Below are 17,526 nucleotides of genomic sequence, written 5' to 3' on the forward strand. Positions count from 1 at the left end.
GAGCGGTGCGAGCGGTGCGAGCGGTGCGAGCGGTCCGTGCGGGTGCCGCCGGGGCGGGCGAAGTCTCGGGTCCGGCCCGTCACTTGACCGCGCGCAGCGCGTTGACGATGCCGAAGCCGTAGAACCCGTTGGCCCGGGTGCCGCCCTCGCACACCGCGTCCTGCGTGCCGTCGCCGTTCTGGTCGTACGAGGCCGGGCAGCTCGTGGCGGTCGCCTCCGCCTTCAGCAGCGCCTGCAACTGGGCCGGGCTCGCCTTGGGGTGCGTCGACTTCAGCAGCGCGGCGACGCCCGCGGCGTGCGGGGACGCCATCGAGGTGCCCTGCAGGAAGCCGTACTCGCCGTTCGGCAGGGTCGACAGGATGCGGCCGTTCTGCGACGGCGTGTCCGGGATCTGGTAGAGCCGGTCGCCGCCGGGCGCCGCGATGTCGATGACGCCCTTGCCGTACGAGGAGTAGTACGACTTGAGGTTCTTGACGCCCGTCGCACTGACCGTGACGACACCCGGCAGCTGCGTCGGCACGTCGAAGCACTCGTGCGGGTCGACGGTCCGCTCCACCGGAGTCGAGTCGTCGGGGCTCGTGGTGTCGACGATCGCGTCGGAGGCCAGGTCGTGGTTGGAGTTGCCGGCCGAGGCCAGGCTCAGCGTGCCCTTCCTCTGGGCGTACAGCTGCGCCCTGTTGACCGCATCGACAATGGCCCGCTGGTCCGGGTCGTCCATGCAGTTGTACATCCATGGATCAACGTAGTAGCTGTTGTTGGTGATCTCGACGCCGTGGTCGGCCGCGAACACGAAGGCGCACACGACGCTCTCCGGGTAGAAGAGGCCGTCGCTCGGGTCGGTCACATTGATGGCCGACACCTTCACGCCGGGAGCGACCCCGGCCACGCCTATGCCGTTGCGGGCCGCGGCGATCTCACCGGCCACGTGGGTGCCGTGGTAGTCGTCCGCGGTGTACGGCCGCCAGGCGCCCGGGCTGGTGTTCGGCACACCGCCGTCGCAGTTGGCGGACTGGGCGGCGGAGAAGTTCGGCGCGATGTCGGGGTGGGTGTCGTCGACGCCGGTGTCGATCACGGCGACGGTCACCTTGCGGCTGCCGGGGTTGATCCGGGCCGCCTTGTCGGCGCCTATCGCGCGCAGGTCCCACTGGTCGGCCTCGAGGGGCTCGCTGTCCGGCGCGGCGGCCGAGGCCTTGGCGAGCTTCGCGGCCTGCGCGTCCGACAGGACCTGGACCGCGCCCTCGTCCGTCGTCCCCGCCGGGGTCAGCGGCGAGGTGCGGGTGGCGCCGGCCGACTGCACCCCGCGCACCTTGCGGATCTTCTGGGCGAAGTCCGGGGCGGCGGAGTGGACGACGATCACGCCGATCTTGTCGTACGCGATCACGACGGTGCCGCCGGCTATCGGTATCGCCTTCTTCACCGACGCGATCGTGCGGTGGTCCACCTTGGTGTTGACGACGTACGACAGGTCCGTCGCGTCCGCGGCACGAGCCGTGGCCTGCGCGGCGGGCGCGGCCGAGGCTGCCGAGGGCAGGAAGCCGAGCGAAGCCGTGAGGGACAGCACGACGGGCACAGCGAGCGCGAGACGGTGTCGCGAACGTCTGGAACGCGGCTGGGACATGGGGTCTCCACATCATCCGGAAACGAAACCGGCCCGAGACACAGGTGTCGCTCGGGCAGGTACATGACGGGCGGTGCAGGCCGAAGCTATCTCTCGAAGCCGCTGGCCAGCAATGACTTCCCCAAGGTGAGTTCGGAAAGAAGCAAAGTGAGTTGAACCGGTCCAGGCGCGGCGCCGTGACCTTGAACAGGGAACGCGAGGACACTCGCCCCCGATCCCCGTCACAACCGCAGCCGCTACGCGAGGAGACCCCGTGTCCACCGACGCACCGCCACCCGCGAAAGAGACCCACAAACTCCCCACCACCGAGGAGTTCACCGAGGTGCAGGAGAGCGCGGAGTTCGGTGAACTGCGCCGCTCCTACCGCTCCTTCGCCTTTCCGCTGACCGTCGGCTTCATCGCCTGGTACCTGCTGTACGTCCTGCTGTCCAACTACGCGGGCGACTTCATGGGCACCAAAGTCTTCGGCAACATCAACGTCGCGTTGATCCTGGGCCTCGCCCAGTTCCTCACCACGTTCCTCATCGCCTGGTGGTACGCGCGGACCGCTGCCGCCCGCTTCGACCCCAAGGCCGAGGCCATCAAGTCCCGGATGGAGGGCGGCGCATGAGCCCCGCGATCACCCTGGCGGCCGGCGAGGCCAGCGAGCACCGAGGGCTGATCATCAGCCTGTTCGCGGTCTTCGTCCTCGCGACCCTCGTCATCACGGTCTGGGCCGGACGCCAGACCAAGGACGCCGCCGACTTCTACGCGGGCGGCCGCCAGTTCACCGGTTTCCAGAACGGCCTCGCCGTCTCCGGCGACTACATGTCCGCCGCGTCCTTCCTCGGCATCGCGGGCGCCATCGCCCTCTTCGGCTACGACGGCTTCCTCTACTCCGTCGGCTTCCTGGTCGCCTGGCTCGTCGCCCTGCTCCTGGTCGCCGAACCGCTGCGCAACTCCGGCCGCTACACGATGGGTGACGTCCTCGCGTACCGGATGCGCCAGCGTCCGGTCCGTACGGCGGCCGGCACCTCCACCATCGTCGTCTCGATCTTCTATCTGCTGGCCCAGATGGCGGGCGCGGGTGTCCTGGTCTCCCTGCTCCTCGGCATCACCAGCGACGCCGGCAAGATCGGAGTGGTCGCCCTCGTCGGCGTCCTGATGATCGTGTACGTCACCATCGGCGGCATGAAGGGCACCACCTGGGTCCAGATGGTCAAGGCCGTCCTGCTCATCGCGGGCGCGCTGCTGCTGACCTTCCTGGTGCTGCTGAAGTTCGACTTCAACGTCTCCGACCTGCTCGGCTCCGCCGCCGACAACAGCGGCAAGGGGGCGGCCTTCCTGGAGCCGGGCCTGAAGTACGGCGCCACGGGCACCACCAAGCTGGACTTCATCTCCCTCGGCATCGCCCTGGTCCTCGGCACCGCCGGTCTGCCGCACATCCTGATCCGCTTCTACACCGTGCCCACCGCCAAGGCCGCCCGTAAGTCGGTCATCTGGGCCATCGGCCTCATCGGCGCCTTCTACCTGATGACCCTCGCCCTCGGCTTCGGCGCCGCGGCCCTCATCAAGCCGGACGAGATCATCGCCTCCAACAAGGCGGGCAACACGGCCGCGCCACTGCTGGCACTGCATCTGGGCGGCGTCGACTCCAACTGGGGCGCGGTCCTGCTGGCCACCATCTCGGCGGTCGCCTTCGCCACGATCCTCGCGGTCGTCGCGGGCCTCACCCTGGCCTCGTCGTCCTCCTTCGCCCACGACATCTACGCGAACGTCATCAAGCGCGGCCAGGCCACCGAGAAGCAGGAGATGAGCGCGGCCCGCTGGGCGACCGTCGGCATCGGCGCCGTCTCCATCCTGCTGGGCGCCCTCGCCCGCGACCTGAACGTCGCAGGCCTGGTGGCGCTCGCCTTCGCGGTCGCCGCCTCCGCGAACCTCCCGACGATCCTCTACAGCCTCTTCTGGAAGCGGTTCACCACCAGCGGAGCACTGTGGTCGATCTACGGCGGCCTCGTCACGGCGGTCGGCCTGGTGCTGTTCTCGCCGGTCGTCTCCGGCAAGCCCACCTCGATGTTCCCGGACGTCGACTTCCACTGGTTCCCGCTGGAGAACCCGGGCATCATCTCGATCCCGGTCGGCTTCCTGCTCGGCATCATCGGCACCTACCTCTCCAAGGAGGAGCCGGACAAGGGCAAGTACGCGGAGCTGGAGGTCCGGTCCCTGACCGGCACCGGCGCCCACTGACCCACCCCCTGAAGCGGCCGTGTCGTAGGTCTCTACGACGCGGTCGCTTCGTACGTCGTGGGATCGGGCACTGTCGTTGTCAGTGCGGTCACGTAGGCTCGCAAGTGACGGAAAACGATGGTGCAGGTACTGATCCGCTACGAGGGAGGGGGCCCACGTGCTCATCGACACCTATGGCCGGCAGGCCACCGACCTGCGGGTCTCACTGACCGACCGGTGCAATCTGCGGTGCACCTACTGCATGCCCGAGGAGGGCCTGCAGTGGCTGGCCAAGCCCGATCTGCTCACCGACGACGAGATCGTGCGCCTGATCGACATCGCCGTCACCTCCCTGGGCATCGAGGAGGTCCGCTTCACCGGCGGTGAACCCCTGCTGCGCCCCGGCCTGGTGGGCATCGTCGAGCGCGTCGCGGCTCTCGCCCCGCGCCCCCAGATGTCCCTGACCACCAACGGCATCGGCCTCAAGCGCACCGCGCACGCCCTGAAGGCGGCGGGCCTGGACCGGGTCAACGTCTCCCTGGACACCCTGCGTCCGGACGTCTTCAAGACCCTCACCCGCCGCGACCGCCACAAGGATGTCCTGGAGGGCCTGGACGCCGCCCGCGAGGCGGGCCTGACCCCGGTCAAGGTCAACTCCGTCCTGATGCCGGGGCTGAACGACGACGAGGCCCCCGACCTGCTGGCCTGGGCGGTGGAGCACGACTACGAACTGCGCTTCATCGAGCAGATGCCCCTGGACGCCCAGCACGGCTGGAAACGCGACGGCATGATCACCGCCGGAGACATCCTGACCTCCCTGCGCACCCGCTTCGAGCTCACCGAGGAGGGGGCGGAGGCCCGGGGCTCGGCCCCCGCGGAACGCTGGATCGTCGACGGCGGCCCCCATGTCGTCGGCGTCATCGCCTCGGTCACCCGCCCCTTCTGCGCGGCCTGCGACCGCACCCGCCTCACCGCCGACGGCCAGATACGCACCTGCCTGTTCGCCCGCGAGGAGACCGACCTGCGAGCGGCCCTGCGCTCCGACGCCGGTGACGAGGAGATCGCCCGGATCTGGCGCGAGGCGATGTGGGGCAAGAAGGCCGGCGCGGGCCTGGACGACCCGACCTTCATCCAGCCGGACCGGCCCATGTCCGCGATCGGAGGCTAGGCCCCTTCGGGCGCCTGCCAGTCCTCGAACTTCACGACGTCCTTGAGGAAACCCCGCACCCCGAGGAACTGCGACAGGTGCTCCCGGTGCTCCTCGCAGGCCAGCCACGTCTTGCGCCGCTCCGGCGTGTGGATCTTCGGGTTGTTCCACGCGAGCACCCACACGGCATCGACGCGGCAGCCCTTGGCGGAGCAGATCGGGGTCTCGTCACTCACGGAATTCGTCTCACAAGCGGGGAGAACAAGAGGGGAAAAAGGCGACGCCGAGCAGCCACGGGGGGAGCTGCCCGGCGTCGGTCTGTCGCTCCGACGGGGGATGCGGAGCGCGTACGAAGTATGTCACGGGTAACCCTTGGCCCGGCACCGGAACAACATGATTGATCTGAGCTTTTCTTGAGCTTGGTGCTCAGAACACCCGTCACGTCCGCTCGCGCGGTTCACCCCGGGCACCCGACGCCGATCCGCCCGTACCGCCTTCCGGCACGGGTTCCGCGAAGTCGTCGTCGGCCCGCGGCGGCAAGATCATCGTCCGGACCGGAGCGGTCACGAAGGTCGACGGCAGCGAGGGCGCGTTCTCCCGCCCCGCGTTGGCGATGACGACGGCGATATAGGGCAGAACCGCCCCCAGCACCAGCGCGACGATCGCCACGTGCCGCTCGACGTTCCAGAGCGTGGCCGCCAGCACCACGGAAATCGTACGGACCGTCATCGAGATGACGTACCGGCGCTGACGTCCGCGCACATCCTCCTGAAGGCTCGTCCGGGCTCCGGTGATCCGGAACACCTGGGCGCTGCCGCCGCCATGCTGCTTCCGCATCACATTCCACCATCCGCCCGCATCGGACCGCTCCCGGCTCCACATCCGCTCCGTACCCGGTGGAGGTACCGGGGCCGGCCGCCTTCCACGGTACGCCGCGCCTGCGCCGCCTACGAGACCGGGGCACCTCCCGCCCGGGCCGACGGCCTCACTCCCGGCACGTACGGCCGTACCCGACATGCGGCGTAGTGCGAACGGACCGACACTGGCCGAAATGCTCACGTAGAGCCGTACGAGGAGGCAGCCATGGGCTGGTTGTGGGCGATCATCGTGGGATTCGTGCTGGGCCTGATCGCGAAGGCGATCATCCCCGGCAAGCAGCACAGTCCCCTCTGGCTGACCACCATCTTCGGCATGCTCGGCGCCATCGCCGGCAACGCCATGGCACGCGGGTTCGGAGTGGACGAGACCTCCGGCATCGACTGGAGCCGCCACGCCTTCCAGCTCATCGCCGCGATCATCATCGTCGCCGTCGGCGACATGCTCTACATGGCGACGCTCGGCAAGCGGAAACACCGGACCTGAGAGCCGTACGGCGAAGGGGGCGTCCCTCCTCGCGGGAGAGACGCCCCCTTCTGCCGTGCTCAGGACCTAGGCCGACGTGACCTCGACCGCGGCCAGGTTCTTCTTGCCCCGGCGCAGCACCAGCCAGCGGCCGTGCAGCAGGTCCTCCTCGGCGGGAACGGCGTCCTCGGCCGCGACCTTGACGTTGTTCACGTAGGCCCCGCCCTCCTTCACCGTCCGCCGCGCGGCCGACTTGCTGGCCACGAGGCCGACCTCGGCGAACAGGTCGACGACGGCACCGAGCTCGGTGACCTGGATGTGCGGCACCTCGGAGAGCGCCGCGGTCAGCGTCCGCTCGTCGAGCTCCGCCAGCTCACCCTGCCCGAAGAGGGCACGGCTCGCGGCGATCACGGCGGCCGTCTGGTCGGCGCCGTGCACCAGCGTCGTCAGCTCTTCCGCCAGCGCCCGCTGCGCGGCCCGGGCCTGCGGCCGCTCCTCGGTCTGCTTCTCCAGCTCCTCCAACTCCTCGCGGGACCTGAAGGACAGGATGCGCATGTACGTCGAGACGTCCCGGTCGTCCACGTTCAGCCAGAACTGGTAGAACGCGTACGGCGTCGTCATCTCCGGGTCGAGCCAGACGGCGCCGCCCTCGGTCTTGCCGAACTTGGTGCCGTCCGCCTTGACCATCAGCGGCGTGGCCAGGCAGTGCACCTCGGCCCCGGGCTCCAGCCGGTGGATCAGGTCGAGCCCCGCGGTGAGGTTGCCCCACTGGTCGCTGCCGCCCTGCTGGAGCGTGCAGCCGTACCGCCGGTACAGCTCGAGGAAGTCCATGCCCTGCAGCAGTTGGTAGCTGAACTCCGTGTAGCTGATGCCCTCCTGGGACTCCAGCCGGCGCGCGACCGAGTCCTTGGTGAGCATCTTGTTGACGCGGAAGTGCTTGCCGATGTCCCGCAGGAACTCGATGGCCGACAGCCCGGCCGTCCAGTCCAGGTTGTTCACCATCACTGCGGCGTTCTCGCCCTCGAAGGACAGGAACGGCTCGATCTGCCCGCGCAGCCGGGTCACCCAGTTCGCGACCGTCTCCGGGTCGTTGAGCGTGCGCTCGGCCGTGGGGCGGGGGTCGCCGATCTGGCCGGTCGCCCCGCCCACCAGCGCCAGCGGGCGAAGGCCCGCCTGCTGGAGCCGGCGCATGGTGAGGACCTGGACCAGGTGACCGACGTGGAGACTGGCCGCGGTGGGGTCGAAACCGCAATAGAACGTGACGGGACCGTCCGCGAGCGCCTTGCGCAAAGCGTCCTCGTCAGTGGACAGGGACCACAGCCCCCGCCACTTCAGCTCGTCGACGATGTCCGTCACGGTTCTCGTATCTCCTCGAAAGGTCCTCGGGCAGTCGAGTGACTACCGGCTACGAGGTTATACGCCCTGACTGACAGAACTCATATTGAAATCCGGCACCCGCAGCGCCGGCATCGCGGCCCTGGTGAAGTAGTCGCTCCACTCCCTGGGCAGCGTCTTCTCCGTCCGCCCCGCCTCCGTCGCCCGCCCCAGCAGGCCGACCGGCGACTCGTTGAACCGGAAGTTGTTGACCTCGCCGGTCACCTCGCCGTTCTCGACGAGGTACACGCCGTCCCGGGTCAGCCCGGTGAGCAGCAGCGTGGCCGGGTCGACCTCGCGGATGTACCAGAGGCAGGTCAGCAGCAGCCCGCGCGTGGTGTTCGCGACCATCTCCTCCAGGGAGAGGTCCTGGCCGCCGTCCAGGATCAGGTTGCCGATCGCCGGGGCGACGGGCAGCCCGGTCAGGCCCGCGCTGTGCCGGGTGGTGGTCAGATGCGCCAGCGTGCCCTGCCTCATCCACGCGGTCGGCCCGACCGGAAGGCCGTTGTCGAACACCGACTGATCGCCGCCGGAGGAGTGCGCGACGACGAACGGCGCGGTCTCCAGCCCGGGCTCGTTCGGGTCGCTGCGCAGCGTCAGCGGCAGATCGGTGAGCGTCTCGCCGATCCTGGTGCCGCCGCCCGGCTTCGAGAACACCGTCCGCCCCTCGGCCGCGTCCCGCCCCGACGCCGACCACAGCTGGTAGATCAGCAGATCGGCGACCGCGGTCGGCGGCAGCAGCGTCTCGTACCGCCCGGCGGGCAGCTCGATGCGCCGCTCGGCCCATCCCAGGCGTACGGCGAGCTCGGCGTCCAGCGCCGCCGGGTCGACGTCCTTGAAGTCCCGCGTGGAGCGCCCCGCCCAGGCCGAGCGGGTACGGTCCGGCGACTTGGCGTTCAGCTCCAGCGTGCCGTTGGGCTGGTCGTGACGCAGCCGCAGCCCCGTGGAGGTGCCCAGGTACGTCGAAACGAGCTCGTGGTTGGCGAAGCCGTACAGCTCGCGGCCGCCCGCACGCGCGCGTGCGAAGGACTCGCCGAGCGCCGGCGCGAAGTCGGCGAAGACGGCCGAGGAGGTCTCGGCGGGCGCGTCCGTGAAGTCCGGGGACTCCGATACACCCGTGACCAGCGGCTGGGCGTCCTCGGCGGGCCCGGCACCGCGTGCGGCGGCCTCGGCGGCCCGCACCAGCGGCTCCAGCTCGTCCGTGGTCACCGCGGACCGGGAGACCACACCGGAGGCGGTGCCCTCCTTGCCGTCGACGGTCGCGACGACGGTGAGCGTGCGCCCGCGCGTGACGCCGTTCGTGGTGAGCGCGTTGCCCGCCCAGCGCAGGTTGGCGGTCGACTGCTCGTCGGCGATCACGACACAGCCGTCCGCCCGCGACAGCGAGAGGGCCCGCTCGACGATCTCGTACGGATTGTTGGTGCGCGGGCTCATCGACCGGCCTCCTGCGTGGTGTTCAGAATGTTGACGCCCTTGAAGAGGGCCGACGGGCACCCGTGCGACACGGCGGCGACCTGGCCCGGCTGGGCCTTGCCGCAGTTGAAGGCGCCACCGAGGACATAGGTCTGCGGGCCGCCCACCGCGGCCATCGAGCCCCAGAAGTCGGTGGTGGTCGCCTGGTAGGCGACGTCCCGCAGCTGCCCGGTGATCCGCCCGTTCTCGATCCTGAAGAACCGCTGGCCGGTGAACTGGAAGTTGTAGCGCTGCATGTCGATCGACCAGGACCGGTCGCCGACGACATAGATGCCGCGGTCCACGCTGCCGATGAGATCCTCTGTCGACATGCCCGCCGGGTCCGGCTGGAGCGACACGTTGGCCATGCGCTGCACCGGGACATGCCCGGGGGAGTCGGCGTAGGCGCACCCGTTGGACCGCTCGAACCCGGTCAGCTTCGCGATCCGCCGGTCCAGCTGGTAGCCGACGAGGGTGCCGTCCTTCACCAGGTCCCAGGACTGGCCCGCGACGCCCTCGTCGTCGTAGCCGATGGTCGCGAGGCCGTGTTCGGCGGTGCGGTCGCCGGTGACGTTCATCAGCTCGGAGCCGTACCTGAGCTTGCCGAGCTGGTCGAAGGTCGCGAAGGAGGTGCCGGCGTAGGCGGCCTCGTAGCCGAGGGCGCGGTCCAGTTCGGTGGCGTGGCCGATGGACTCGTGGATGGTCAGCCAGAGGTTGGACGGGTCGACGACGAGGTCGTACAGGCCCCCCTCGACACTCGGCGCCCGCATCTTCTCCGCGAGCAGCTCGGGGATCTGCTCGAGCTCGCTCTCCCAGTCCCAGCCGGTGCCCGTGAGGTACTCCCAGCCGCGTCCGACCGGCGGCGCGATGGTCCGCATGGAGTCGAACTCACCGCTGGACTCGTCGACCGACACGGCGGTCAGCTGCGGGTGCAGCCGGACCCGCTGCTGCGTGGTCACCGTGCCCGCGGTGTCGGCGTAGAACTTGTTCTCGTGCACGGTGAGCAGCGAGGCGTCGACATGGTTGACGCCGCTCGCCCCCAGCAGTCGCGCGCTCCAGTCCGCGAGCAGCGCCGCCTTCTCCTCGTCGGGCACGGAGAAGGGGTCGATCTCGTACGACGAGATCCAGGTACGGTCGGCGTGCACGGGCTCGTCGGCGAGCTCCACCCGCTCGTCCGAGCCGGCCGCGCGGATCACCTGGGCGGAGAGCTTCGCCATGGCCACGGCCTGCGAGGCGACCTTGGCGGCGGCGTCCAGTGTCAGGTCCACGCCCGACGCGAAGCCCCAGGTGCCGCCGTGCACGACCCGCACCGCGTACCCGAGGTCGGTGGTGTCCGAGGACCCGGACGGCTTGGCGTCCCTGAGCCGCCAGGACGCACTGCGCACCCGCTCGAACCGGAAGTCCGCGTGCTCGGCGCCGAGCGCACGCGCGCGTGCCAGCGCGGCGTCGGCGAGGGCACGTAGGGGAAGCGCTGTGAAGGCTTCGTCGATGGTATGAGGCACCTGGGTCTCTTCCTGTCGGCATGAGGGTGGGCGACGGCTGCTCCGATCATGTCGCGACGACCGGTGCCCGGACCACACGTTTGGGACCCTGCCGGCATCTTTCTGTAGGGACCCGACAGCGAGTCCCGTAAGCCACTGTCGGTGCCCGAATGTCCGTGACAGCGACCGGCCCGATAGGTTTTCGGAGAAGCCGCCTGCCATCCAGGGTGTTCGGGCGGGTGTGTCAGACCCCAAGGGAAAGGGTGATCCGTTGAGCCGCTCGGTTCTCGTCACCGGAGGCAACCGGGGCATCGGCCTCGCCATCGCCCGCGCGTTCGCCGAGGCCGGCGACAAGGTCGCCATCACATACCGCTCGGGGGAGCCGCCGGCCGGCTTCCTGGCCGTCAAGTGCGACATCACCGACACCGAGCAGGTGGAGCAGGCCTACAAGGAGATCGAGGCCGAGCACGGTCCGGTGGAGGTGCTGATCGCCAACGCCGGCATCACCAAGGACCAGCTCCTGATGCGGATGTCCGAGGACGACTTCACCTCGGTCGTCGACACCAACCTCACCGGCACCTTCCGCGTGGTCAAGCGCGCCAATCGCGGCATGCTGCGCGCCAAGAAGGGCCGGGTCGTCCTGATCTCCTCGGTCGTGGGCCTCTACGGCGGCCCCGGCCAGTCCAACTACGCCGCCTCCAAGGCCGCCCTGGTCGGCTTCGCCCGCTCGCTCGCCCGTGAGCTGGGCTCGCGCAACATCACCTTCAACGTCGTCGCGCCCGGCTTCGTCGACACCGACATGACCAAGGTGCTCACCGACGAGCAGCGCGCGGGCATCGTCAAGCAGGTGCCGCTCGGTCGTTACGCGCAGCCCGAGGAGGTCGCCGCCACGGTGCGGTTCCTGGCCTCGGACGACGCCTCGTACATCACTGGAGCCGTCATCCCCGTTGACGGCGGACTGGGAATGGGTCACTGAACACCATGAGCGGAATTCTCGAGGGCAAGCGCGTCCTGATCACCGGTGTGCTGATGGAGTCCTCCATCGCCTTCCACGCCGCCAAGCTGGCCCAGGAGCAGGGCGCCGAGATCATCCTGACCGCGTTCCCGCGGCCCACGCTGACCGAGCGCATCGCCAGGAAGCTGCCCAAGCCCACCAAGGTCATCGAGCTCGACGTGACCAACGACGAGCACCTCGGCCGGCTGGCCGACCTCGTCGGCGAGGAGCTCGGCGGCCTCGACGGTGTCGTGCACTCCATCGGCTTCGCGCCGCAGGACGCGCTCGGCGGCAACTTCCTGAACACGCCGTTCGAGTCCGTGGCCACGGCCATGCACGTCTCGGCGTACTCCCTGAAGTCGCTCACCATGGCCTGCCTGCCGCTGATGCAGAACGGCGGCTCGGTCGTCGGCCTCACCTTCGACGCCCAGTACGCCTGGCCGCAGTACGACTGGATGGGCCCGGCGAAGGCCGCCCTGGAGGCCACCAGCCGCTACGTCGCGCGTGACCTGGGCAAGCAGAACATCCGCTGCAACCTCATCTCCGCCGGCCCGCTCGCCTCGATGGCCGCCAAGTCCATCCCCGGCTTCAGCGACCTGGCCGCCGTGTGGGACAACCGCTCCCCGCTGGAGTGGGACCTCAAGGACCCGGAGCCGGCCGGCAAGGGCATCGTCGCCCTGCTGAGCGACTGGTTCCCGAAAACCACGGGCGAGATCATCCACGTGGACGGCGGCCTGCACGCCATCGGCGCCTGACACCGCACCTCTCGCGAAGTGCCGGGCCCGTGTCCTTCGGGACGCGGGCCCTCACCCGTTCGGCCCACCAGGCCGGGCGCGCACCTGCCACAACTGGGCACGCTGGATTACGCGTTCACCCGCGATTCCCTCCCCAGCACGGCCGAGGAGGTCCCCTTGTGCGCCTGTCCCGCAGTCTGGCCTCAGTGACCGCAGCCGTCTGTCTCGTGATGTACCTGCCGTACGAAGCCATGTCGCACGCACGCGCGGCGGAGCCCGGCGCCGCCGCGTCGGAGCTGTTCGGCGCCTCCTGCCGCAGCAAGGTCGCCGGCTCCCGTGTGACCACCTACTGCCACAACCCCTATCCGCGCAGCGACGGCGTCCGTCTGCACATCGAGTGCGAGCGCTGGTGGGACCTCGACACCGACAGCGCCGAGGTCGCGGCCGGGCCCGCGCAGACCGTGCGGCTGACCGGCCGGTGCTGGAAAGAGGTCCGCTCGGCGTGGGTCAGCCACCGGAAGCTGGCGCGCTGAACCGTCCCGGACGGCACTGCAAGGGGTAGCCGGCCGCCTCGTCGGCAGCCGCCGACGCGTCGCCCGCGCGGATCGCGTCGACGAGCCGGGTGTGGTCCATGTACGTCTCCGGCGTCAGCTCCTTGCCGACGTCCTCGCGCAGCCAGTCCCGCAGCACCTCACCGAGGTCGGCGTACATCTCGGTCATCACGTCGTTGTGCGAGGCGGCCACCACGGCCAGGTGGAAGGTTGTGTCCGCCGTCACGAAGGCCTCCGCGTCGCCCGACTCCCAGGTCTCCTCGCGCCGCACCAGGAGCGCGTCGAGCTGCTTGAGGTCCTTCTCGGTACGCCGCTCGGCGGCCAGCCGCGCCGCGGAGGACTCCAGGGTGGAGCGCAGCTCGGCGATGTGCCGGGGATCCGCGTCGGCGAACCTGCGGTGCATCACGCCCGCCAGCTCACTGGTCGCCACGACGTACGTCCCCGAGCCCTGGCGGATGTCCAGCAGCCCGTTGTGCGCGAGCGCGCGGACGGCCTCGCGGACGGTGTTGCGGGCGACCCCCAGCTGCTCGACCAGCTCGGGCTCCGTCGGGATCCGGGAGCCGACCGGCCACTCGCCCGAGGTGATCTGGTTGCGCAGCGCGGCGATGACCTGCTCGGACAGCGCCGAGCGGCGGGGATGGCTCAGGGGCATGGCACACCTTCGCACGGGCGGGACGACCGTGGACGATCCGGGGATGGACAACCAATCATCCCATGATTCTATGATGGGGGGCATGGCAAGCGAGGAAACCCGGACAGCGAAGTCCCCGACCGTACGCAGTTCCGCGACTCCGCCCGACGGGGAACCCCTGGTGCCCGCCACGCGCGCGTGGGCGGTGCGCCTGGTCGTCGTCGGCATCGTGCTGTCCGCCCTCAACCTCCGCCCCGCCATCACCAGCCTCGGCGCCCTCCTCGAAGAGGTGCGCGACGGACTCGGCATGAGCGGCAGCGTGGCCGGCCTGCTCACCTCGGTGCCCCCGCTGTGCTTCGCCGTCTTCGGTGTCATGGCCCCGCGGCTGGCCCGCCGCTTCGGCGCGGGCGCGGTGGTGTGCGCGGGCATGGTTGCCATCACGGCCGGCCTGCTGATACGGCCGTACACGGGCTCCACGGCGGGCTTCCTGGCCGCCAGCGCCCTCACCCTCATGGGCATCGCCGTCAGCAACGTCCTGATGCCGGTCATCGTCAAGCGCTGGTTCCCCGACCGGGTCGGCTCCATGACCGGCCTGTACTCGATGGCCCTCGCCCTCGGCACCTCGGCGGCGGCCGCCGTGACCGTTCCGATGACCGAGGCGCTGGGCGGGAGCTGGCAGTCCGGGCTCGCGGTGTGGGCGGGCCTGGCCGCGGCGGCCGTAGTGCCGTGGATCCCGCTCGTGCGGGACCGGGGGCCGGTGTCGACCGAGCCGAAGGCGGCCCGGAGCGTGCACACGCGTGTGGAGGGCGCCGGACCCGTCCGGCACGTGCACGCGCGTGTGAAGCCGCCCGCGCCGCCCGCGCTGCGGATCACCCGGAGCCGGACCGCCTGGGCGCTCGCCGTCTTCTTCGGGCTCCAGGCCACCGCCGCCTACATCACCATGGGCTGGATGGCGCAGATCTTCCGGGACGCGGGCGTGTCCGCGGGCACCGCCGGGTTGCTGCTCGCGGTCACGATGGTGATGGGAGTCCCGCTCGCCTTCGTCATCCCGCGCGTGGCCACCCGGCTGCCGCACCAGGGTCCGATCGTGATCGCCCTCGGCGTCTGCGGTCTCGCCGGCTACGCGGGCCTGTACCTCGCCCCCGCCGCCGGCGCCTGGGCCTGGGCCGTCCTGCTCGGCGTCTCCAACTGTGCCTTCCCGCTGGCCCTCACCATGGTCGGGATGCGTGCCAGGACCGGCGCGGGCGTCGCCCAGCTGTCCGCGTTCGCACAGAGCACCGGCTATCTGATCTCCATCCCGGGACCGCTCCTGGTGGGCGTGCTCTACCAGCACAGCGGCGGCTGGGGACTGCCCATCGCGCTCATGATCGGCCTGATGGTCCCGCAGATGGCGGTCGGCGTGCTGGCGGGCCGCGACCGTACGGTGGAGGACGAGGCAGCCCGCTGAGGCCCCCTGGCAGCCTTGGTAAGAGACCGGGGTGCGAGACTGGCCGTATGCCAGTGCTCGATCCGAATCCCCAGAACGGCCAGAAGAAGATGCTGCTGGTCTTCGGCTCGTTCTTCGCCATCTTCATCATCATCGCGATCATCGCGACGATCGCCTCACCCTGACCGACGGTGGGGTTAACCCCCCAGTCCCCTAGGGGGCGAGTGTCAGGGTCAACTGGGTGGATCACCGGATGGGTTGAGGGGCCCCGGTTCCGTAGCTTCGAGATGTGCCCGCGAGAAGCGGATCACGCAGGACTCGAAGATCAGCGGAGGCACTCATGTCGGCCCCTACGCACACCCCGCCCCACCCGGCGTCCCGGGGCGGCGTCGACATCCGGCTGCCCTGGTGGGCGCTCGCCCTGCCGACGCTCGCCTTCGTGGTGCTGCTGGCCCTCATCCTCAATCCCACCGACGCGCACGCGGCCTCCGGCGACCCCGTTGTCACCCAGTTCCTGGAGCGCGTACAGCAGCTCATGGCGCGCTGAGCACCCGCGAAGCCGCCCGTCAACTCCCTGCGCCTCATGGCCTGTTTCATGCGAAGCTGGATCCCATGAGCGTCGCAGATCCCCGCAGGATTGTCCTTTTCCGGCATGCGAAAGCCGACTGGCCCGAGGTGACCGACCACGAGCGGCCGCTCGCCGACCGGGGCCGAAAAGATGCAGCGGAGGCCGGACGACGGCTGGTCGACTCCGGTATCCCCCTCGACCTTGCCCTCTGCTCCACCGCGACCCGGACCCGTGAGACCTGGAAGCTCGCCGTGCAGGAGTTCCCGCACCGGCCGAAAACGGTCTACGAGGAGCGGATCTACGAGGCCTCTCCCGGCGAGCTGATCGCCGTGCTGAACGAGACCCCGGACGACGTGCGCAACCTCGTACTGATCGGCCACAACCCGGGTGTGCAGGGCCTCGCCGACGTCCTCGCGGGCGCCGCCGAGGGGGAGGCCCGCCGGCGGATGAGCGACCGCGGCTTCCCCGCCGCAGCCTTCGCCGTCCTGTCGTTCAGCGGCCCCTGGAAGACCCTGGAGCCCGGCGTGGCCACCCTCGTCGACTACTGGGCGCCGTCCGACTGACGACACCCCACTCGGGCGAGAAACGGCGCGCGAGAAACGGCAGGGGCCCGGCGCCATCACGGTGCCGGGCCCCTGCCGATCCGTCGTCGAGGTCAGTCCTCCTCGTGCGCGTCCGCCGCCTCGACCTCTTCGCGGGTGACGCCCAGCAGATACAGCACCGTATCGAGGAAGGGCACGTTCACCGCGGTGTGCGCGGCCTCCCGCACCACCGGCTTGGCATTGAAGGCGACCCCGAGCCCGGCCGCGTTGAGCATGTCCAGGTCGTTGGCGCCGTCGCCGATCGCCACCGTCTGGGACAGCGGCACCCCCGCCTCGGCGGCGAACCGGCGCAGCAGCCGCGCCTTGCCCGCACGGTCCACGATCTCCCCGGTGACCCGGCCGGTCAGCTTCCCGTCGACGATCTCCAGGGTGTTCGCCTGGGCGAAGTCCAGCCCCAGCCGGTCCTGCAGATCGTCGGTGACCTGGGTGAAGCCGCCCGAGACGACACCGACTTGGAAGCCGAGCCGCTTCAGCGTACGGATGAGGGTGCGCGCGCCCGGCGTCAGCCGTACCTCGGAACGCACCTTGTCGACGACCGAGGCGTCGAGGCCCTCCAGCAGCGCCACGCGTGCGTGCAGCGACTGCTCGAAGTCCAGCTCGCCGCGCATCGCGGCCGCGGTCACCTCGGCGACCTCGTCCTCGCAGCCGGCGTGCGCGGCGAAGAGCTCGATCACCTCGTCCTGGATCAGGGTGGAGTCCACGTCCATGACGACGAGCCGCTGGGCCCGGCGATGCAGACCGGCGGCGACGACGGCCACGTCCACACCGACCTTGCCGGCGTCCGTCACCAGGGCGGTGCGCAGCGGCTCGGTCTCCACACCGGACACCGCGAACTCGACGGCCGTGACCGGGTACTTGGCCAGCCGGAAGATACGGTCGATGTTGCCGCCCGCCTTGGCGATCTTGGCGGCGATCGCGGCGGTGGCCTCCGCGGTGAGCGGGTGACCGAGCACGGTGACCAGGGAACGTCCCAGCCCGCGCGGCCGGTTGTCGCCGAGACCGGAGATGATCTCCGCCTGCATCTTGATCGACTCGGCCCAGCTGTGGACGGTCGCCCGCAGATCGCCCTCCAGCGGACGGGGCGGCGCGGTCACGAGCGCGCACAGCACCATCCGGCCACGCGTGACGACCTGCTCGATGTCGACCACGTCGACGGAGTAGGCGGCGAGGGTGTCGAAGAGGCCGGCCGTGATGCCCGGCCTGTCCTTCCCGAAGATCTTGACGAGAAGGGTGGGGACGTCGGAGGACGAGGTCTGCGAAGCACTCATGGTGTTCCCACCGTATCCGGCACCCAGTGCCTGCCGCTCCCGCGGTCCGTCTGACGGACACGGAACACTGGGTGTCGAGCGGGTGGCGAGATCCTTATGAGCAGGCCACGGGCGCACTGCGGTGGGTCAGCGCG

Annotated in this window: 19 protein-coding genes; 11 read left to right on the forward strand and 8 right to left on the reverse strand. The window is 70.0% G+C overall.

Annotated elements, in window-relative coordinates; all coding sequences use genetic code 11:
• Positions 1-79: 79 nt before the first annotated feature.
• Positions 80-1,618 (reverse strand): S8 family serine peptidase, encoded by a 1,539-nt coding sequence (locus ACGFWE_RS37615; protein ID WP_352390420.1) that lies wholly within the window; start codon positions 1,616-1,618, stop codon positions 80-82.
• Positions 1,619-1,871: 253 nt separating this feature from the next.
• Here ACGFWE_RS37615 and ACGFWE_RS37620 point away from each other — a divergent pair, with 253 nt between their 5' ends.
• The 3 genes from ACGFWE_RS37620 to moaA all read left to right on the forward strand — a co-directional run bounded on the left by ACGFWE_RS37620 (position 1,872) and on the right by moaA (position 4,991).
• A complete protein-coding gene (locus tag ACGFWE_RS37620; RefSeq protein WP_352390419.1) occupies positions 1,872-2,228 on the forward strand; it encodes a DUF485 domain-containing protein in 357 nt (118 codons plus the stop codon).
• Positions 2,225-3,844, forward strand: coding sequence for a cation acetate symporter (locus ACGFWE_RS37625; RefSeq protein WP_393604661.1), 1,620 nt, complete (start codon positions 2,225-2,227; stop codon positions 3,842-3,844). Before ACGFWE_RS37620 ends, ACGFWE_RS37625 begins: the two co-directional genes overlap by 4 nt.
• Before the next feature lie 157 nt (positions 3,845-4,001).
• Positions 4,002-4,991 (forward strand): GTP 3',8-cyclase MoaA, encoded by a 990-nt coding sequence (gene moaA / locus ACGFWE_RS37630; protein WP_352390417.1) that lies wholly within the window; start codon positions 4,002-4,004, stop codon positions 4,989-4,991.
• Here moaA and ACGFWE_RS37635 read toward each other — a convergent pair.
• Positions 4,988-5,206, reverse strand: coding sequence for a hypothetical protein (locus ACGFWE_RS37635; RefSeq protein WP_123759849.1), 219 nt, complete (start codon positions 5,204-5,206; stop codon positions 4,988-4,990). The genes moaA and ACGFWE_RS37635 overlap by 4 nt on opposite strands.
• A gap of 202 nt (positions 5,207-5,408) precedes the next feature.
• The gene (locus ACGFWE_RS37640) at positions 5,409-5,807 is read right to left on the reverse strand and encodes a DUF3099 domain-containing protein (RefSeq protein WP_352390416.1); all 399 of its coding nucleotides are present in this window, start codon (positions 5,805-5,807) and stop codon (positions 5,409-5,411) included.
• A 246-nt stretch (positions 5,808-6,053) separates the two neighbouring features.
• Between ACGFWE_RS37640 and ACGFWE_RS37645 the strand changes: the two genes are divergently transcribed.
• The gene (locus ACGFWE_RS37645; protein ID WP_352390415.1) at positions 6,054-6,332 is read left to right on the forward strand and encodes a GlsB/YeaQ/YmgE family stress response membrane protein; all 279 of its coding nucleotides are present in this window, start codon (positions 6,054-6,056) and stop codon (positions 6,330-6,332) included.
• Between the two features lie 66 nt (positions 6,333-6,398).
• On the opposite strand, the gene tyrS is transcribed toward ACGFWE_RS37645, so the two are convergent.
• The 3 genes from tyrS to ACGFWE_RS37660 are packed head-to-tail and all read right to left on the reverse strand — an operon-like array spanning position 6,399 to position 10,639.
• Positions 6,399-7,667, reverse strand: a complete 1,269-nt coding sequence (gene tyrS, locus ACGFWE_RS37650; RefSeq protein ID WP_352390414.1) for a tyrosine--tRNA ligase — start codon at positions 7,665-7,667, stop codon at positions 6,399-6,401.
• Between the two features lie 57 nt (positions 7,668-7,724).
• Positions 7,725-9,119, reverse strand: a complete 1,395-nt coding sequence (locus tag ACGFWE_RS37655) for a metallopeptidase TldD-related protein (RefSeq protein WP_393604665.1) — start codon at positions 9,117-9,119, stop codon at positions 7,725-7,727.
• Positions 9,116-10,639, reverse strand: a complete 1,524-nt coding sequence (locus tag ACGFWE_RS37660) for a TldD/PmbA family protein (RefSeq protein WP_393604667.1) — start codon at positions 10,637-10,639, stop codon at positions 9,116-9,118. Before ACGFWE_RS37660 ends, ACGFWE_RS37655 begins: the two co-directional genes overlap by 4 nt.
• A 250-nt stretch (positions 10,640-10,889) precedes the next feature.
• Here ACGFWE_RS37660 and fabG point away from each other — a divergent pair, with 250 nt between their 5' ends.
• From fabG to ACGFWE_RS37675, 3 genes are all read left to right on the forward strand, one after another.
• The gene (gene fabG, locus ACGFWE_RS37665; protein ID WP_352390411.1) at positions 10,890-11,594 is read left to right on the forward strand and encodes a 3-oxoacyl-[acyl-carrier-protein] reductase; all 705 of its coding nucleotides are present in this window, start codon (positions 10,890-10,892) and stop codon (positions 11,592-11,594) included.
• A gap of 5 nt (positions 11,595-11,599) precedes the next feature.
• Positions 11,600-12,367 (forward strand): enoyl-ACP reductase FabI, encoded by a 768-nt coding sequence (gene fabI, locus ACGFWE_RS37670; protein WP_352390410.1) that lies wholly within the window; start codon positions 11,600-11,602, stop codon positions 12,365-12,367.
• 158 nt (positions 12,368-12,525) lie between these two features.
• Positions 12,526-12,879, forward strand: a complete 354-nt coding sequence (locus ACGFWE_RS37675; protein WP_352390409.1) for a hypothetical protein — start codon at positions 12,526-12,528, stop codon at positions 12,877-12,879.
• On the opposite strand, the gene ACGFWE_RS37680 is transcribed toward ACGFWE_RS37675, so the two are convergent.
• Positions 12,854-13,549, reverse strand: a complete 696-nt coding sequence (locus tag ACGFWE_RS37680; protein ID WP_352390408.1) for a FadR/GntR family transcriptional regulator — start codon at positions 13,547-13,549, stop codon at positions 12,854-12,856. The genes ACGFWE_RS37675 and ACGFWE_RS37680 overlap by 26 nt on opposite strands.
• A gap of 70 nt (positions 13,550-13,619) precedes the next feature.
• On the opposite strand from ACGFWE_RS37680, the gene ACGFWE_RS37685 reads away from it, so the two are divergent.
• From ACGFWE_RS37685 to ACGFWE_RS37700, 4 genes are all read left to right on the forward strand, one after another.
• Entirely contained in the window at positions 13,620-14,975 is a 1,356-nt protein-coding gene (locus ACGFWE_RS37685; RefSeq protein ID WP_393604670.1) for a CynX/NimT family MFS transporter, read from the forward strand.
• A gap of 47 nt (positions 14,976-15,022) precedes the next feature.
• A complete protein-coding gene (locus ACGFWE_RS37690) occupies positions 15,023-15,139 on the forward strand; it encodes an SGM_5486 family transporter-associated protein (RefSeq protein ID WP_352390406.1) in 117 nt (38 codons plus the stop codon).
• A gap of 155 nt (positions 15,140-15,294) precedes the next feature.
• Positions 15,295-15,501: a hypothetical protein gene (locus ACGFWE_RS37695; RefSeq protein ID WP_352390405.1), complete on the forward strand. Its 207-nt coding sequence runs from the start codon at positions 15,295-15,297 to the stop codon at positions 15,499-15,501.
• Between the two features lie 65 nt (positions 15,502-15,566).
• On the forward strand, positions 15,567-16,085 hold the full coding sequence (locus ACGFWE_RS37700; protein ID WP_352390404.1) for a histidine phosphatase family protein: 519 nt from the start codon (positions 15,567-15,569) through the stop codon (positions 16,083-16,085).
• Positions 16,086-16,177: 92 nt separating this feature from the next.
• Here ACGFWE_RS37700 and serB read toward each other — a convergent pair whose 3' ends face one another.
• The gene (serB, locus tag ACGFWE_RS37705; protein WP_352390403.1) at positions 16,178-17,392 is read right to left on the reverse strand and encodes a phosphoserine phosphatase SerB; all 1,215 of its coding nucleotides are present in this window, start codon (positions 17,390-17,392) and stop codon (positions 16,178-16,180) included.
• Between the last annotated feature and the right edge of the window lie 134 nt (positions 17,393-17,526).

Source organism: Streptomyces sp. NPDC048523 (assembly GCF_043199815.1).
GTDB lineage: Bacteria > Actinomycetota > Actinomycetes > Streptomycetales > Streptomycetaceae > Streptomyces.

Coding starts and splice junctions, on each gene's coding strand:
- ACGFWE_RS37680 (WP_352390408.1), bottom strand. CDS start 13,549: ATGCCCCTGAGCCATCCCCGCCGCTCGGCGCTGTCCGAGCAGGTCATC.
- ACGFWE_RS37695 (WP_352390405.1), top strand. CDS start 15,295: ATGTCGGCCCCTACGCACACCCCGCCCCACCCGGCGTCCCGGGGCGGC.
- ACGFWE_RS37690 (WP_352390406.1), top strand. CDS start 15,023: ATGCCAGTGCTCGATCCGAATCCCCAGAACGGCCAGAAGAAGATGCTG.
- fabI (WP_352390410.1), top strand. CDS start 11,600: ATGAGCGGAATTCTCGAGGGCAAGCGCGTCCTGATCACCGGTGTGCTG.
- serB (WP_352390403.1), bottom strand. CDS start 17,392: ATGAGTGCTTCGCAGACCTCGTCCTCCGACGTCCCCACCCTTCTCGTC.
- ACGFWE_RS37640 (WP_352390416.1), bottom strand. CDS start 5,807: ATGCGGAAGCAGCATGGCGGCGGCAGCGCCCAGGTGTTCCGGATCACC.
- ACGFWE_RS37645 (WP_352390415.1), top strand. CDS start 6,054: ATGGGCTGGTTGTGGGCGATCATCGTGGGATTCGTGCTGGGCCTGATC.
- ACGFWE_RS37685 (WP_393604670.1), top strand. CDS start 13,620: ATGATGGGGGGCATGGCAAGCGAGGAAACCCGGACAGCGAAGTCCCCG.
- ACGFWE_RS37615 (WP_352390420.1), bottom strand. CDS start 1,618: ATGTCCCAGCCGCGTTCCAGACGTTCGCGACACCGTCTCGCGCTCGCT.
- ACGFWE_RS37700 (WP_352390404.1), top strand. CDS start 15,567: ATGAGCGTCGCAGATCCCCGCAGGATTGTCCTTTTCCGGCATGCGAAA.
- ACGFWE_RS37625 (WP_393604661.1), top strand. CDS start 2,225: ATGAGCCCCGCGATCACCCTGGCGGCCGGCGAGGCCAGCGAGCACCGA.
- ACGFWE_RS37655 (WP_393604665.1), bottom strand. CDS start 9,119: ATGAGCCCGCGCACCAACAATCCGTACGAGATCGTCGAGCGGGCCCTC.